At 41.4% G+C, this 17,002-nt stretch carries 10 protein-coding genes and 1 tRNA gene; 5 read left to right on the plus strand and 6 right to left on the minus strand.

Annotated features, from left to right (window positions below):
• Window positions 1-160: 160 nt before the first annotated feature.
• The gene (gene secA, locus FC093_RS08165) at window positions 161-3,505 is read left to right on the plus strand and encodes a preprotein translocase subunit SecA (protein WP_137261278.1); all 3,345 of its coding nucleotides are present in this window, start codon (window positions 161-163) and stop codon (window positions 3,503-3,505) included.
• A gap of 414 nt (window positions 3,506-3,919) precedes the next feature.
• Here the strand turns inward: secA and FC093_RS08170 are convergent, their stop codons facing one another.
• Both FC093_RS08170 and mazG read right to left on the minus strand, forming a co-directional pair.
• Complete coding sequence (locus tag FC093_RS08170) at window positions 3,920-7,678, minus strand: sensor histidine kinase (RefSeq protein WP_137261279.1); 3,759 nt, start codon at window positions 7,676-7,678, stop codon at window positions 3,920-3,922.
• A complete protein-coding gene (gene mazG / locus FC093_RS08175) occupies window positions 7,675-8,451 on the minus strand; it encodes a nucleoside triphosphate pyrophosphohydrolase (RefSeq protein WP_137261280.1) in 777 nt (258 codons plus the stop codon). The genes FC093_RS08170 and mazG overlap by 4 nt, the downstream gene beginning before the upstream one ends.
• Window positions 8,452-8,876: 425 nt before the next feature.
• Here mazG and FC093_RS08180 point away from each other — a divergent pair, with 425 nt between their 5' ends.
• Together FC093_RS08180 and FC093_RS08185 are read left to right on the plus strand one after the other, a co-directional pair.
• Window positions 8,877-10,070, plus strand: coding sequence for a pyridoxal phosphate-dependent aminotransferase (locus FC093_RS08180; protein ID WP_137261281.1), 1,194 nt, complete (start codon window positions 8,877-8,879; stop codon window positions 10,068-10,070).
• A 221-nt stretch (window positions 10,071-10,291) separates the two neighbouring features.
• Window positions 10,292-10,365: transfer RNA gene (locus FC093_RS08185), tRNA-Met, on the plus strand.
• A gap of 243 nt (window positions 10,366-10,608) precedes the next feature.
• Here FC093_RS08185 and FC093_RS08190 read toward each other — a convergent pair.
• On the minus strand, window positions 10,609-11,841 hold the full coding sequence (locus tag FC093_RS08190; protein ID WP_137261282.1) for a DUF2264 domain-containing protein: 1,233 nt from the start codon (window positions 11,839-11,841) through the stop codon (window positions 10,609-10,611).
• A 483-nt stretch (window positions 11,842-12,324) separates the two neighbouring features.
• On the opposite strand from FC093_RS08190, the gene FC093_RS24015 reads away from it, so the two are divergent.
• Both FC093_RS24015 and FC093_RS24020 read left to right on the plus strand, forming a co-directional pair.
• Complete coding sequence (locus FC093_RS24015) at window positions 12,325-12,552, plus strand: hypothetical protein (protein WP_206106532.1); 228 nt, start codon at window positions 12,325-12,327, stop codon at window positions 12,550-12,552.
• Window positions 12,527-12,772, plus strand: coding sequence for a hypothetical protein (locus tag FC093_RS24020; protein WP_206106533.1), 246 nt, complete (start codon window positions 12,527-12,529; stop codon window positions 12,770-12,772). Before FC093_RS24015 ends, FC093_RS24020 begins: the two co-directional genes overlap by 26 nt.
• Before the next feature lie 468 nt (window positions 12,773-13,240).
• On the opposite strand, the gene FC093_RS08200 is transcribed toward FC093_RS24020, so the two are convergent.
• From FC093_RS08200 to FC093_RS08210, 3 genes are all read right to left on the minus strand, one after another.
• Window positions 13,241-14,974: a family 43 glycosylhydrolase gene (locus tag FC093_RS08200; protein WP_137261283.1), complete on the minus strand. Its 1,734-nt coding sequence runs from the start codon at window positions 14,972-14,974 to the stop codon at window positions 13,241-13,243.
• A gap of 241 nt (window positions 14,975-15,215) precedes the next feature.
• The gene (locus FC093_RS08205) at window positions 15,216-15,959 is read right to left on the minus strand and encodes a hypothetical protein (RefSeq protein WP_137261284.1); all 744 of its coding nucleotides are present in this window, start codon (window positions 15,957-15,959) and stop codon (window positions 15,216-15,218) included.
• Between the two features lie 3 nt (window positions 15,960-15,962).
• On the minus strand, window positions 15,963-16,976 hold the full coding sequence (locus tag FC093_RS08210; RefSeq protein ID WP_137261285.1) for a hypothetical protein: 1,014 nt from the start codon (window positions 16,974-16,976) through the stop codon (window positions 15,963-15,965).
• Between the last annotated feature and the right edge of the window lie 26 nt (window positions 16,977-17,002).

Here is a 17,002-nt window from a genome sequence, read left to right on the forward strand (position 1 = left end):
CGCTTTAGTGCAATAGCCTATACAATCCTTATACAAATACGCTACATTTGCCAGCCGCTCTCTTTTTTGCTGACAATTTGGCTATTCACCGATTGGTAGCATTTTTTTTGAGCGGTGTTTTATTCTTACAAATCAATTTAAATAATATCAATCATTTTATATGATAGGTTTTTTAAGTAAATTATTAGGTGGCAACAAATCTGAAAAAGATGTAAAGCAAATGCTGCCGCTGGTAAAACAGATAAACGAGCATTTTCAGCAATACGAGACCCTTACCAACGACGAATTGCGGGGTAAAACGGTGGAGTTTCGCCAGCGCATTCAGGAGTATGTAAAACCCGTAGATGACGAAATCCTTTCGCTGCAAAAGCAAGCCGAAGAATTGGATGAATCGGACATTCAGACCAAAGATGCCATTTACAAAGACATAGATGAACTGAAGAAAGATAAGGACAAAAAGCTGGAAGAAGTTTTAGAGCAAATATTGCCTGAGGCTTTTGCAGTAGTAAAAGAAACAGCCCGCCGTTTTACCAATAATACAGAGTTGGTTTCTACCGCAACAGAATTGGACAGGGAATTGAGCGTTCGTAAAAATTACATTACCATAAATGGCGATGAAGTTACCTACAAAAATAGCTGGGATGCTGCCGGCAGTACTATTACCTGGAACATGGTGCACTACGATGTGCAGTTGATTGGTGGTATGGTATTGCACCAGGGCAAAATTGCCGAAATGGCAACCGGCGAAGGTAAAACGCTGGTATCTACGTTACCTGCTTACCTCAATGCATTGGCCGGTGAGGGCGTACATATTGTAACTGTAAACGATTATCTTGCCCGCCGCGATAGCGAGTGGAATGGAACCATCTTTGAATGGCTGGGCTTGCGCGTAGATTGTATTGATAAGCATCAGCCTAATACTGCTGCCCGCCGCAATGCCTATATGGCAGATATCACCTACGGCACCAACAACGAATTTGGCTTTGACTACCTGCGCGACAACATGGTGCATAACCCCAGCGAAATGGTACAGCGAAAGCACCATTATGCTATGGTGGATGAAGTGGACAGCGTGCTGATTGACGATGCACGTACGCCGTTAATCATTTCTGGTCCTGTTGGTCACAGCGACAATACACAACAGTTTTTTGATTTAAAACCACGTATAGAAAAACTGGTAGAAGCACAACGGCGTGCTGTGAATAATTTCTTAAACGAAGCTAAAAAGAAGATTGCCGAAGGCAACGACGACGCGAAAGAAGGTGGTGGTCTGGCACTCTTCCGTGCATACCGCGGGTTGCCAAAAAACTCTGCTTTAATTAAATATTTAAGTGAGCCGGGCATCCGCGTAAAACTGCAAAAAGCCGAGAATTATTTTCTTGCCGACCAGCAGCGTGAAATGCGCAAAGCAGATGAAGAGTTATATTTTTATATAGATGAAAAAAATAACTCCGTAGAGCTTACCGATAAAGGTATCCAGATGATTACCGGCGCCGGTGAAGACCCGAATTTCTTTATTATACCCGATATTGGTGTTGACCTGGCTGCAATAGATACAGATAACCTGGAAGATGCGGATGTAAAAAGGCATAAAAAAGAAGCCTTGCTGAATGACTATTCTGTAAAGGCAGACCGCATACATACTGTACAACAGTTGCTAAAAGCATATACCCTGTTTGATAAAGATGTGGAATATGTGGTAATGGATGGTGGTGTAAAAATAGTGGATGAGCAAACAGGTCGTATCCTCGAAGGTCGCCGTTACAGTGATGGCTTGCACCAGGCATTAGAAGCAAAGGAGAATGTAAAGATTGAAGCTTCTACACAAACGTATGCTACCATTACGCTGCAAAACTATTTCCGCATGTATCACAAGCTGGCCGGTATGACCGGTACTGCCGAAACAGAAGCAGCAGAGTTGTGGGATATTTACAAATTAGACGTAGTGAAAATTCCAACCAACGTCCCGGTTACCCGCAATGATGAGCAGGATTTGGTATATAAAACACGCCGTGAAAAATACAGTGCGGTAATTGAAAAAATAGAAGAGCTGCGCAATGCTGGTCGTCCGGCACTCGTAGGTACAACTTCCGTGGAAGTAAGTGAATTGCTCTCGCGTATGCTTCGCCAAAAACAAATTCCCCATAATGTATTGAATGCAAAACAGCACGCCCGCGAAGCACAGGTTGTTGCGGAAGCTGGTTTGGCTGGTGCAGTAACTATTGCTACCAACATGGCTGGTCGTGGTACCGATATTAAGCTGGGACCAGGTGTAAAAGAAGCCGGTGGTTTAGCAATTTTGGGTACCGAACGGCACGAAAGCCGCCGTGTGGACAGGCAGTTGCGTGGTCGTGCCGGCCGCCAGGGTGATCCCGGTTCTTCGCAGTTTTTTGTATCGCTCGAAGACGATTTGATGCGCATGTTTGGCAGTGAGCGTATTGCCAAAGTGATGGACTTTGCCGGTTATAAAGAAGGCGAAGTGATACAACACAGCATGATTACTAAAAGCATTGAACGTGCACAGCGGAAGGTAGAAGAAAACAACTTTGGCATACGTAAGCGGTTGCTGGAGTATGATGATGTGATGAACAAACAACGCACTGTTATTTATGCTAAACGCAACCACGCTTTGTTTGGCGAACGCTTAGCGTTAGACTTAGACAATGCCTTTTATGATGTTGCAGAATCATTGGTTGCCAACTTTAAAGAAGCAAATGATTTTGAAGGTTTCAAGCTGGAAGTGATTGTGAACTTTGGGCTGGATACCAGCATCAATGAAGAGGAATTTAACAATGGAAATGAACAGACGCTGGCTGAGAAACTATATAACGAAGCATTTAACAGTTATCAGGTACACCGCGCCGAACTGATGAAGCAAGCATTGCCGGTCTTCCAGAGTCTGCGCAAAGTGCAGGGACCGCACATCGAGAATATTGTGGTGCCTTTTGCCGATGGCAGGAGGGCTATACAGGTGCTCGCACATTTGGATAAAACCATAGGTACCAAAGGATTGGAATTGGTACAATCACTTGAAAGAACGGTAACGCTGGGCTTTATAGACGATGCCTGGAAAGAGCATCTGCGTGCGATGGACGATTTGAAACAAAGCGTGCAAACGGCTTATTATGAGCAAAAAGATCCGCTGGTTATTTACAAGCAGGAAGCATTTACCTTGTTCAGGCAAATGGATAGCACAATAAATAAAAGTATTGTCAACTTTCTCTGCCATGCCGAAATTCCGGTGGAACAACAGCAACCGCAAGCGCCTATACAAGTACAAAAAGCGCCGGCTGAGCAAAAGACCGACATGAGCAAAATGCGCAGCAACAAAGCGCAGGTAGAAGCTGCCGGCAGCGATTATGCTACTAACGAAAACGATTATTTCGAACCTTCCACTTCTGTAAAACAGGAGCCGATAAAAGTAGGTCCAAAAATTGGTCGAAACGATCCTTGTCCTTGCGGCAGCGGCAAAAAATATAAGCAATGCCACGGCAAAGAAGCATAAGCTTCTTTTTATAAAATTGGATATTATTAAATTAAAATCCCCACTTCATAGTATTTGAATCGGGGATTTTTTATATAGGTAATTGAACAAATAAATAAGTGTATAATATAGATTTATATTAACGGTAAACTGCTGTTTCAAAGAATATAGTTTGTTCTATTATTCTTTAGGGTATAAGGGCATTTCATTAATGATTAACTGCTAACATCCTATCAGTTCTTCAGGCTTTCTGATTTTCAAAGTGATACAATACTTACCATATTATATTTTAGTGCTACATCACTCAACCCCGAAGTGGTAAAAGGTATCGTGTTGTACAGGGTTTTCTCCCTATTAAAGGTTCTTAAATTAAAGTCCTGAGTTTTTTCCCTGGTAAATTATTCAACAAATAAATACACAGTAATATCTCCTTTTTCACACAGCAATTAATGTATTTGTGCTGAGCGGTAATTCCACATAAAAAGTAGTACCAATTCCTTCTTTGGTGGTAAACCATATTTTGCCGCGTGCCTTTTCTACAATGCCTTTGCAAATAGCTAAGCCCAGCCCGGTACCGGACGATTTGGTGGTGAAATTAGGCTCAAAAATATGCGCTTGTTTATCAGCCGGAATGCCAGTGCCTTTATCAGCAATGGTAATCACCACACTTTTATTAATGCTGTGTTGTTTTATTTTTACTTCGGCCACTTCGCCCGAGGATGCTTCTTTTGCATTCTTAATCAAATTGGTAAACAAACGGTTAATCTGGCTTTTATCGGCATAAATATAACAAGGTTGTGCCGGCTGTATATACGTAATGCGTACATGGCTGTCTGACTCATGGAGCGTTTCCAGCGACTCCAGCATTTCAGATATATTAAAATGCACCGGCTGCACATGATTAATATTAGCAAATTGGCTGAAGTCGCCGGCTATTTTTGCCAACTGGTCTATTTGTTCTACCAGGGTTTCTGCTACCCGTTGTGATAGTTCCTTTACGTTAGCTGCATTGTTATTGATAGCCCTTTGCAGGTATTGTATGCTTAGCTTCATGGGCGTAAGCGGGTTCTTGATTTCGTGGGCTACCTGCCGCGCCATTTCCTGCCAGGCACCCGCTCGCTCGCTGCGTGCCAATGCCTGTGCACTCGCTTCCAGCTCGCGTACCATTTTGTTATATTCGTTTACCAATACGCTTATTTCGTCTTTGCGGTGCCAGGTTATCTGCTCGTTTTTTCCACCCAAATGCAAGGCTTTTAGTTTATTACCAATCAGTGCCAGCGAAGAAGTAATACGGTGTGTAAGCAATAATGCAATAATGCCTGCAAGCACAAAGATGACCGCATTGGAAAAGATAAGCGTAACGAGTAAATTGGATATTTCGCCGTTTACTTCAGTTTGCGAGTTGAGATAAGGAATGTTGAGATAAGCCATCACTTTACCATCATCGCTCTTGACAGGTTTATATACACTTTCAAAAGAAAAATGTTTGATGTATTCTTTTTGTGTAAATAAAATATTATGCAACTGATGCAGGTGATAAAAGGCAGTAGGATGCATTTTATTGCTTAATATCTGCTTATTGTAGATGTCGGGTTGTGTACTTATCTGCAGGTCGCCATTGGTTGCATAGAGGTTTACATCGGTGTTGTTGAGGTTGGCTATTTCTATTATTCTTCTTTCAAGATCGCTGTTATTGTCAAGGTTCTCAAAGTTATCAAACAGCATATTACTTTGTATGGCTTCCTGCACTTCATTTACCATTATCTGCACCGACTTTGCCAGCTTTGCTTTGGTGGCTTTGTTGAACTGGTTAATGAAAAAATTGATGGTGACAGCACCAATTACAATAAAAGAAAAAATACTGATGCCGATGATGGTAATCTGTACCTGGTTGCGGATGTTTAGCGAGACTGCTTTTTTAAAATCCTTCTTCTCAAACCGTGCACGCAAAATAAAAGAGCCTACTTCAAGCAGTATCAATAGCAAAACAATAATGGTAAACAAAGCTGCAAAAAGCGTAAGAAACTCTGCAAAAGCAGTGTTGCTGCTTACGATGATTACTATTTTATTGTTGCCGCTTTTGTACCATAATTGATTGTTTTCGCGGTCTTTCTGTTGCTCAAACTGCAAGATAGGTATCTGCGAAGGCCGCAAGGTATCGGTAAAAGGAAAATCATTGTAATAATCCAACAGGTGGCGCCCCTGGTATATGGCATACGAAGTGCCTGCCAACGCATCATCGGCAGCATTTGGCTGGCGGAATAACTCGGGGTAGATGGCTTCTCTTTTAAATGGTTTGGGGCGTGCACTTATTACAAGGCGCCCCAACAAGCTGCTGCCTGCATTCGTAATATCCTTTACATACACATACCTGAAATCGGATGATTTATCATCAATAAAATACAAGCCTGGTATATCAGTACTTTTTTGTTTTACCGATAAATTGTGCAGTAGTTTATAAAAAGTAGAATACGCAATATTATCATCATTGTACAGCGGCTGATCGGTGCTGTCGTAAGTATAAATATGCGTATCGTATTTGCTGAGGTAACCCGAGAAGTTAGTGTTGATAAGGCTGTCTTTGAATGCCCTGTTCTCATCCTCATCATACAGCCGTGCAATATTTGCTTTTAAAAAATCGCCCTTTAGCCCATTTGTTGCCATTTTTAAACCGGTTTCGCTGTAAGGATCTATTTCTTCTGCCAGTTGGGTGGCTAAATTTTTTCGTTGTACCAGCTCATAATCTTTCTTTAGCACTACAAATAAGGCCGATACCGAAAACGAAAATAACATTACCCAAATAAGAAGAAAAGGAGACCTGATAAGAGCAACGCGTTTATCGGACTGACGATATTCCTGCATAATTAGCAATATCGAAAGCCATATAATAGCTACTATTTTTTGGCTTAAAGTGCTGGATTGTATAGAAAAGCTAAGCATCAGTAAGCCCGCCGCAACCGTAATGACAAGGCGTCTGAAAAGACTAAAACCTGCAAGCAAAGAGGGGAGTACCATCAGCCACGAAAAGTGGTAAAAACACAGTACAAAGACAGCAAGAATAAACAACCCCGTTATGGTGTAAATGCTGAGGCTAAAGAAATTATTAACGTCAAAAGAGATGTTTGAATTGTCAATTAAACTTTTTACTATATCGCAAAACAAGATAGTTACCAAAACCTGTACTGCAAGGCATACTACCGCTACGACCTGCATTTGTTTTGGCTTGATAAAGTTTGGCTTGGTACGGTAAAAGAAAATAAAAGATAATACCTGAAAAAGTAAAACCAGGTTGAGCAACAGGTCGCCCAAAGACATCTTAAAAATAACCAGATTATCTGCCGGCGGTGTAAACAGGCTGAGTGTATGCAGGTAAAAAGGAAAGGGGCTGTAATAGACAAACAGCCTGAAAAGCAGCAACGTACTTACTAAGAAAAGTAACCCTCGATAAAACGATAGCCGCAGGTACAATTCTTTGGCAATAGCACTAAAGAAGAAAAGCAGCAACAGAATAGTAACCAGCTTTAATGTTACAGATATAGCATCTGTCTGCTCCGTTTGTATATTGCTGATTGGTTCAATATGAAACAAAGTAGCGCCATTGCTGTTTTTTATAGCAAGTGCATTGTCGTTGCTGGATAACCTGTATAATTTATCTATGTTGCCGAAGGAGGCAAACTGCGAGCGGAGATATTTGTTATGGATAAAATATTGCCAGTACAATGGAATTAATCCTGCTATGGTGTATGGACGATTGTTTATTACAACGGTTCGCTTTAGTAGTTCAAAAAAACCATTCTGATATTTTACTACATAGTTGCCATCGCTTTTGGTAAGATCATTTTTATCCACCGCCATCTGCGAAGTATTCCAAAATATTTCCTGCGCCTGAGTGCCGGCATTATTTAAGCGATAAGCAAATAACCCGATTGGCAACGATTGTAAATGCTCGTTATTGAAACCTTGCCGGCTGTTTACAATGGTGTGCAGATAAGCACTATCGGTTATAATAGACTGAAAAGATTGCTCTTGTGTTGAAATATAATTTTCGAGGCTGTTTTTTACTTTTTGCGGCGAGGCGCTATACGACCAATAATTGGTGAATACAAAAGAAATAGTATATAGCCATGCAGCTATCAGCAGCAGGTAGCCGTGGCGGTAAGCAGCATCTTTTATAACCTGGATGAAAGATTTCATGCGTGCTTTTTTATTTCATTCCATATCGCATCCATTTCAGCAAGATCCATGTCGGTTAATTGTTTGTTTTGTTCAGCAGCTTTTTGTTCCATTGCAGTAAAGCGGGCAATAAATTTCTTGTTTGTTTTTTCCAGCGCAGCGTCTGCATCTATTTTTAAAAAACGTGCATAATTCAGCATACTAAACATTACATCCCCAAACTCTTCTTCGGTATGCTGCTGATTGCCCGATTGTACGGCTTCCTGCAATTCCTCCAGTTCTTCTTTTATCTTAGCATACACTTCTTCTTTGTTGTTCCATTCAAAGCCGGTTTGCTTTGCTTTTTCTTGTATGCGTACCGCTTTGGTAATGGCCGGCAACGATGTAGGAACACCGCTTAACGCCGATTTCTTGCCCTCTTTTATTTTTATTTTTTCCCAGTTCCTTTTTACTTCTTCTTCATCCTTTACTGCTACATTGCCATAAATATGCGGATGCCGGTGAATGAGTTTTGCGCAAATGCTTTCTATCACATCGCGCATCGTAAACTGCTGTTGCTCTGTAGCAATAGTTGCATAAAATACAAGGTGCAGCAATACATCGCCGAGTTCTTCCTTAATGCCTTGCCAGTTATTAGTATCTATTGCGTCTACCAGTTCATACAGTTCTTCTATTGTCATTGAGCGCAGTGTGTGAATGGTTTGTTTTCTGTCCCAGGGGCATTGCTCGCGCAGCTCCAGCATTATCTGCATCAGCTTTACAAAACTATCACCGGTTTCTTTTTGTATATTCATAAGTTAGCTCCTTACGGTGAACAAAATAACGCATCTACACAATAATAAAAATATATTTGATAAACAGAAGTTTATAACAAGTTCCTAAATTTTGTTTTATCACTAAGGCACGAAAACACGCAGGATTTTAAGAAATGAATCCTTGCTGTTCACCTTTGCTAAACCTGGCTTTGTTCCGATGCATGCGGATACACGCGGGCAGCAGATAATGGTAGTATTTGAAAGATTTTGGCGCGCCTGAATATCTCTTTACAAGAGCATAGGTCCATGTTTTGAGCAATGCTCAACCACATCGTACATCGCACATCATAAATCATATTTTGTACATTGAATAACATTACCTAGCAGAACACATCAAATCAATCCTTTTTCATCCGTGCTTTAGTCTGTGTTATCCGTGTTTCGTTAAGTTGTACGTTTGCAGCATGAAAACGCCTGCTATCAGTCAACGCGGCGAAGTAATGCCGCCATCGCCCATACGCAAGCTGGTGCCTTACGCCGAAGCTGCAAAAAAAAAGGGAATTCATGTATATCATTTGAATATCGGTCAGCCTGATATTGAAACGCCGCCACAAATACTGGATGCGGTGCGGGATGCGCATTTTAAAATACTGGAATACAGCCATAGTGCAGGCAATGAAAGCTACCGTAAAAAGCTGGTGGAGTATTACAGGCGATATAACATTGCAATAAATTATACCGATGTTGTAATTACTACCGGTGGCTCCGAAGCCATTTTGTTTGCTATGATGAGTTGCCTCGATCCAGGCGACGAAATTATTATTCCCGAACCTTTTTATGCCAACTACAATGGCTTTGCGGTAGAAGCCGGCGTAACCATTATACCTGTTGCATCGTACATTGATAACGGTTTTGCCTTGCCCCCAATTGAAGATTTTGAAAAAGTAATTACGCCCAAAACAAAGGCTATTTTAATCTGCAATCCCAACAATCCAACCGGGTATTTATACACGCAGCAGGAGCTGGATACTTTGCGGCAACTGATACAAAAACACAACCTGTATCTTATAGCTGATGAAGCATACCGCGAGTTTTGCTATGAGGGTGGACACTTTAGTGCATTGCAGTTACAGGGTGTGGAGAATAATGTAGTAATGGTAGATACTATCAGCAAGCGGTACAGTGCCTGCGGGGCGCGTATTGGTGCGTTGGTATCACGCAATAAATTGCTGATTGAAACGGTGATAAAGTTTGCACAGGCAAGATTAAGTCCGCCCACAATGGAGCAAATGCTGGGCGAAGCGGCTGTGGACTTGCCGGCAAATTATTTTGATGTTATAAAAGCAGAATATAAGAGCCGGAGAGATCTTTTGGTGCAATTATTGAATAAGGTTCCCGGCGTGTATTGTCCAAACCCCGGCGGTGCGTTTTACGCCATGGCAAAATTGCCGGTGGATAATGCCGATGACTTTTGTAAATGGATATTAGAAGATTTTTCATATAATAATACTACGGTAATGCTGGCGCCTGCAAGTGGCTTTTACAGCAAACCGGAGCTAGGCAAAAATGAAGTAAGACTAGCGTATGTGCTTAATAAAGAGGCTATTAGTGCTGCGGTAGCTTGTTTGGAGCAGGCGTTGGTGGAGTATAATGCTTAATATTGTATAATAAAATATGTTTTAAATAATGTTTTATGCAAGTTCAATTATTTTAAATTTGTACCTTATTTTAATAATTAAATAATTATAATAATATACAGTTCACCTTTTTTATATGGCAAGCAATCGAAAACGCCCGTTGTATCTACAATGGGTTTTTCTTTTATAAGAATTATTTGTTTCTTCATTACTATGAGAATACTATATTTGCACCCCCAAATGGCGAGGTAGCTCAGGCGGTTAGAGCGTTGGATTCATAACCCAAAGGTCTCGGGTTCAACTCCCGATCTCGCTACAAACAAAAAGGACTTAAATTTTTTAAGTCCTTTTTGTTTAAATGGAAATTAGATGTTGTTACTGGCAGCAATGTTTTTCAACAACAACTTTCTTTTCGTTTCTGCACGTGCTGGTATTTTTATCGCTGCCTTAGAGGTTTAAACTTATTTTTATTTTATTACACCCGGTTGTTTCGCTCCGCTCTTATAAAGACAAAAAAAATCGGAGATATTACATACCCGTGTGAACACCTATCCAATCATTAGTGTACATCCATCGCGTGATCGGCTGGTACATTTTGCCCGCTCCATACCTTTACCGAGGTCCACGGTGCTGCCGGTGCGCTCCAGAATGTATCTTCCTCAGACAATCCTAACGGAAGAAATACATCGGCACACAGGTACAAAGAGCCGCTGGTAATATAAAACTCCCCCAATGCCGGTTGCGTGCCATACAAACCAATGTTCAGCCAACCCTTTTCATTAAAAGTGCCGGGCGCATTTAGTGTTTTTTTGATAACGGCAGTGAGCGCACTACGCACCTGTGCCGGCGATAACGACCGTGGTAAATCTTTCCGGTAACTTGCATCCGCCAAATGATGCATTACCCCGCAGCGATAAGCAATAGACCGGCCGATGACCGGGTAAGAGCCATCGGTATTAATTAGCCGCTCCAATATCTCTGCATATCGCTTATTGATGGTATCCAGTTTTGGTGCAAACCACTGATACCTTTTATTGGTGCCATTGATGATGTCAACAATTGACCGCAGATACGGATGGATAACAATGCTATTGTAATAATCCATATGAAAATCCATACCATCGGAGAAAAAACCATCGCCTACATACCAGTGATTTGCAAATTCGCGCACGGCATAGTCAATACGTACGGCGTCATACGCAAGACGGTATTTGCAAAAGAAAGCTTCTATCATGCCGGAGAAAAGCAGCCAGTTGGAATACACAGGCACCGTGCTGCGTGTGGTTTTAAAAGCCGTAATTACCTGCTGTTGTACACTGGTATCCAAATGCTGCCACAACCACGGACAACGCACGAGCCCTAAAGCCAAAAAAGAGGCATCTACCAATGGTTGCCCGCCATTCCATTGCATATAATCTTTAGCAGCAGGATCAACAGCGTTGCCAATAGCTTGTAGTGCCCACTGCCGGTACTGATTGCGCAGGTCTATTTCTTCCTTACTACCTCCCTCTGCATTGAGCCAGGGTGCTATACCGCTGAGCGTTCTTCCAAAGGCCTCGAGGTAGCTTACTTTTTTTCTGCCAGTAGAATCATCAATAGTTGCGGAAAGGGCTACCGGCATGGTTTCTTTTAGCTTATCTGCTGCCAGGTTGGATAAAACCGGCCTTGCCACTTTATCCATGTACTGCAACCACAACTGCCGGTCGGCAGGTTGGGAATGTATTGTGGTGGTGAGGAAAAGGATGACAATGATGATTGAAATAAGTTGTATGAATTGTTTATGTACTTTCATTTGCTTGTTATATAAATTGTTTGATTGGTTGATAACGAGGCAATTTTATAAATAAAAGCATTTGGAATGTAAATTTATATTGTATGTATAGGCAATCTGCTGATTATAATACAATCCAATTAAATCATACGTATTGATTTAGGGTTGAGCACAGACTGCTTGGCTTAAGCCTGCAGTGACGATGTTGCCTTTCAAATATAGAATTCAGATTTTGAACGCCTGTAGTGCAAACTTCGCCGGCTTTTATTTGGAAGTTTATAACTTTATTGAGAAGTGATGTATTAAAGAATGAAGTTTAACTTAAGGGGCAGAATAGTTCTGAAGAATGCTTTTTATCCGCCCCTTCAAGGTAGGCTAACACCACGAAGAGCATGAGTGCATCGCTCCAAAATGCCGATGCTTATTCTCCAATTATTTTAATAAATAGTTTCCTATGAATAATCAGAACAATACATCTCAGCAACTAAAAAAGAACTGGCAACCTTGCTTACAAAAAGTCATGCCCATGTTTCTTTTGATGATGCCATTAAAGACATTCCTTTTGAAGATTTGGGTAAGAAACCAAATGGCGTTCCCTACAGCATCTGGCAACAGGTTGAACATATCCGCATTGCACAAAAAGATATTCTTGATTTTTCCGTCAACAAAAATTACAGGGAACTGAATTGGCCTGCTGATTATTGGGGTGAAAGAAGCTGCACCAACAGATAAAGCAGCATGGAATGAAAGCATTGGCAAGATACAATCAGATTTAAATGCATTTATTGAATGCTTACAACACGTGGATGATGTGTATGCACCCTTTAAACATGGAAGCGGACAAAGCTGGCTGCGCGAAGCACTGGTGTTATTTGATCACAACAGCTATCATCTTGGGGAAATCATTGCATTGAGGAGATTGCTTGGCAACTGGAAGTCTGAGGTTCGTTAAGACACGAATCAAGACAGGAGTAAAGCACTTCAAAGAAATATCACTTACTTGAAAACAGCTGTCAATAATAATTACTACAAAGACTTTGATAAAGGAAAGGCTAATACGTTCTTAATAGTAGTTCATTGTTTACTTTAGTTGTAATAGTCAAGATATTACCTGACATTGCTTTGAAGTATCATTTAATCTGACAATTTGTTTTCCGAATCCTTTTCCTGCAATCCCTTGCTACAAACCAATAGAGGGATTGCAGGAAAAGGATGTGTCTGGAAGATGCCTGCAACTAATCCAACTCATTATGCAAGAGGAAATCTAAACGATTACATATAAAATAACGCTCACAAATCTGTGCCTTAGCAAGGATAAAACTTAATTTATTTAATTAACTCAAGATTTGTTCTATTGTAATACAACAATATCTATTTTCCTGATGCAAGTGTCTGCTTGCTCAAGATACGTACAAAAATGCTATTCCACTTTCACCACTTTCGTCCTTGCGGACACGCCATTTTCATTAAAAGATTCTATGGAAAAATAATAGGTTTGATCAACAGCAAGGCTTTTCAATAGCAGTGAATTGTTGCCGTACACCATCCACGAGTTGTACAATTTATCAGGTGCAATTCCCCACAATATATTATACCCCTGGCTTCCGGATTGCCGGTCCCAGGTAATGGTTGCATCTCTCCGGTCGGTATGACGGTCAACAGCAAGATGCTGTACGGTCGCGGGCGCTTTTCCTTCACCAATACCAAAAATGCGCAAATCGGATATAGCCAGGTTAGGCGTTGGCACATGAATGTTTTTATAACGGACATACCTTACCGTTTGCGGAGTGCCTAATTCAACATAATCGTTAGGCACATCTTTAAAGCTTTGACTTCTATCTACCAATGTCAGCCAATTTGTTCCATCTACAGAGCCTTCCAGTACATACCGGTGATGCATCCCCGGCACTCTGCCATACAGGTTAGATTTATAATCGTGATAGTTTACCTGAATAGCATACACTTTTGCCGGCTTTTCGATATCAATTGCTATCCATTGCTGGTTATCATTCTGCTTAGCCAGCCAGAAAGTTTTTACATTTTCATCCACCAGGTTTTGGGCTGTGTACTCATCCTGGTAAGAGGATACTTTTACGGGTTTGTTGTACGACAGCAACATCCAGCCGGTAAATTCTCCCATCTTGCCGGCAACAGCCGGTGCAAAGTGCGGGTAGTCGCCAAAGGACGTATTGCTATACATCAGCCCATCTTTATCAAAATAGGCAGGAAACATGCATATCCGCCTTTCCCAGTTTACATTTACGGAAAGCGCCATGGAAGCAAAATGCCAAAACTTGTTATCGGGACCTATTACGGTGCTGCCATGACCAGTACCGTTCATAAAGCCGCCGGGTTTGTAAAACACAGGGTTGTTAGGTGCATAATGGTAGGGACCGAGTGGAGAGTCGCTCATATACACCCCATCGCCATATACATTAAACTCCGTTCCGGGCGCTGCATATTGCATGTAGTATTTATTGTTGTATTTGGTTAGCCAGGCGCCTTCCATATAGCCTTTCAGCACGGTATCACTATGGTTTTCACCAAACCGTTCCCAGCCATGTTTATCTCCATCCAATTTAAAAAGTTCGTATGTTGAATCGGATGGACGGAAGTGGTTGTCTTTGTCCAGCTTCTTTGCCCTGATAGGGTACACGTTGGAGGAACCCCAGAACATATATGCCTGGTCGTCATCATCTATAAACAAATCCGGGTCCTGCAGATCATTTAAAATAGCAGGCACCGCCTTCCAGTCCCCTTTTGTAGGGTTATCGGTATAGAGCATACTCATAGAGCCCGATGGATCTCCGGTAACATATAAAACAGAGTCTTTATAGTTATATGCTGCCGGGGCATTGGATCCCTGGAAGTACCACTTCTCCGGTGTAATAAATGTCCAGTTAGTTAAGTCGGCAGAATGCCAATATCCCATCGAGCGGGTAACAAACATATAATACTCCCCTCTGAATTGAACCACCGCCGGATCGGCGCCGGAACGATAAGAAATATTGTCATTCGCATTGTAAATAGAATAGGTATAATCAATATTGATAGGATTACAATAAGTACTCATTTGCGTGGTTTGCGCCGCAGCACTGTAAAAACAGAAAGCAGGTAGCCAACTAATAAAAGATATGATAACTGATCGCTTCATATATGTCTGTATTAAGAATAAAACTTTGTTTAGGATTGCTTTTTTGAATAAGCCTATAACTTCACTTATTTATGCTAAAACGCTTCAAAAATTTTCAAATCCCATCCTTCGCGGAATTGGTTAGCACATCCGGAAGTAAAGGATAAAAAACTTTCAAAATTATGTTGAATGCCCGTTCAAAACAAGGTATGCTGTAAAAGGTATAAATGTTGAGTGTTTTACATCTGTGCGCCGTAAGTTCCTAAAAGTAACGGGCTACTTTTTGCAATTCGGCTTCAATTTCCTTCTGCTTGTTTTCGCCGGCTAAGAGAAACGAGTTCTTAGTTGTACTGAGCTTTTCTTTTGCGAGATTAATGTCTTGTGTGAACGCATTAATCTCACTCTTTAAGGCGTTGATGCGCAAGGTTAATTGCTGCAATTCTTCTGCTTTTTGCTGTATTAACTGCTCTTTGGGGCGTACTTCTTTATTGTATTGCAGCGCTTGTGCACTTTGAAAAGCATTCATATCCCTCCCAATAATATTCAGGTATTCCTGCCCCGTAGATAGCAGCTTTTCTTTAGTAAGCCCGCTGTTCTTTAAAATATTAAATGCCGTTTTGTATTTCAATGCTTCATCCTGTATATCATCAATGTCCAGCTTACTATCCACAAATTCTTTAAAGTCTGCCCCCTGAAAAAACGGATTGGTCCTATTCGCATCATCTATCAATTTTTCAAAATACTGTTGATGCTCAGGCAGCGGTTTAGATATAGTGCCGGAAGGCGAATACGTTGGTATTTGATTGGAAATATCCGGTGTTTTGCTTTCCCCATCAATTAATGGATGATGTGCATTTTCGCCCGCCGGCGGCACTGTTGCAGGTGCTGCCGGTTGAGCAGGTTGTGCAGCAGGGGCAGCAGGTGTATTGCCCTTTGCGGCTTCCTTCTTTTTAGCATCCTCATCAAACTCAACAAAGGGCGTTAATAACTGCTTTAAAAAGCTCATAATTTATCTGGTATTTAGGCTTAATAAAAAGCCGATGGTAAAGTTGGCATCCCAGTCAAACACAAAGGTATCAGTATTGGTAGCCTCGGCTACTCCTTTGTAAATATTCAATCCCGAAGCCATTTTTTTATCGGCAGCGGTGTAAGCACCGGGGGCATTTAATACGGTATATTTTTCTTCGCCGTTACGGTTTTGTTTTGCCAGCGTAAAAGGAACACCGCCTATAATAAAGCCCACATTGCGCTTGTTTTGGGGGATTTTGCTTGCCCCTGCTTTTACATCATTGTACACCTGGTCGTCAGGGGTACCTTTTTCGTAATACTTGGCTCCCGGTAATTCCATTGTCTTTACTGTACCATTATCCGACCAGGAAACTTTGGTATTACCCGAACCAATATCTATCATAAAAGAGTTGTCTCTGAAAGGAGGCGGCACAGTAGCAATAAAGCCATATTTAGCCTCTTCATCGGCAGTTACCCTGTTTACTACGTAACCCAGCTTTTGCAGTTCGTTGCTGATGATAGTGGTCTTTGGCTCTTTTTGTGCCCCGGACGAAATAACAAAGTGCATGTTCTTGCCCGAAACACCTTTATCAAACATAGACGATAGATATTTTTTCAAACCGGCTCTTATATCCTCTGTAGTTGCCAAGCCTTCATAAGCAAGGGATTCTCCAAAGTCTTTGGATACAATTTCCCAACGCTTTTGATCGTCCATATTTATAACAAACGAGTTAAAGCCTGTGGCACCTACTTCTACCACGCCGCGCAAGGTTCCGTTTACAGGTTTTTCCGGTGTGTAATTGAATGAGCGCGAAGTAGTATTTGCGCTGTTGGCAGAAGATGCTGCACCGCTGTTGCTTGTAGTATCTTTATTGTCGTTGGCAGCAGTATTAGTTTGCTCTGTGGTAGCAGTATCACCATTGCCTGCGCCGGATAGCCGGGGCTTTATGGCAAAATAGGCAAGTATGGCTATGATTAAAAGAATGGCAATAATGCCTGCCGGTTTAAGTCTCATAATATAGTGTTTTTTGTTTGTGTACT

The organism is Ilyomonas limi (assembly GCF_005233845.1).
GTDB lineage: Bacteria > Bacteroidota > Bacteroidia > Chitinophagales > Chitinophagaceae > Ilyomonas > Ilyomonas limi.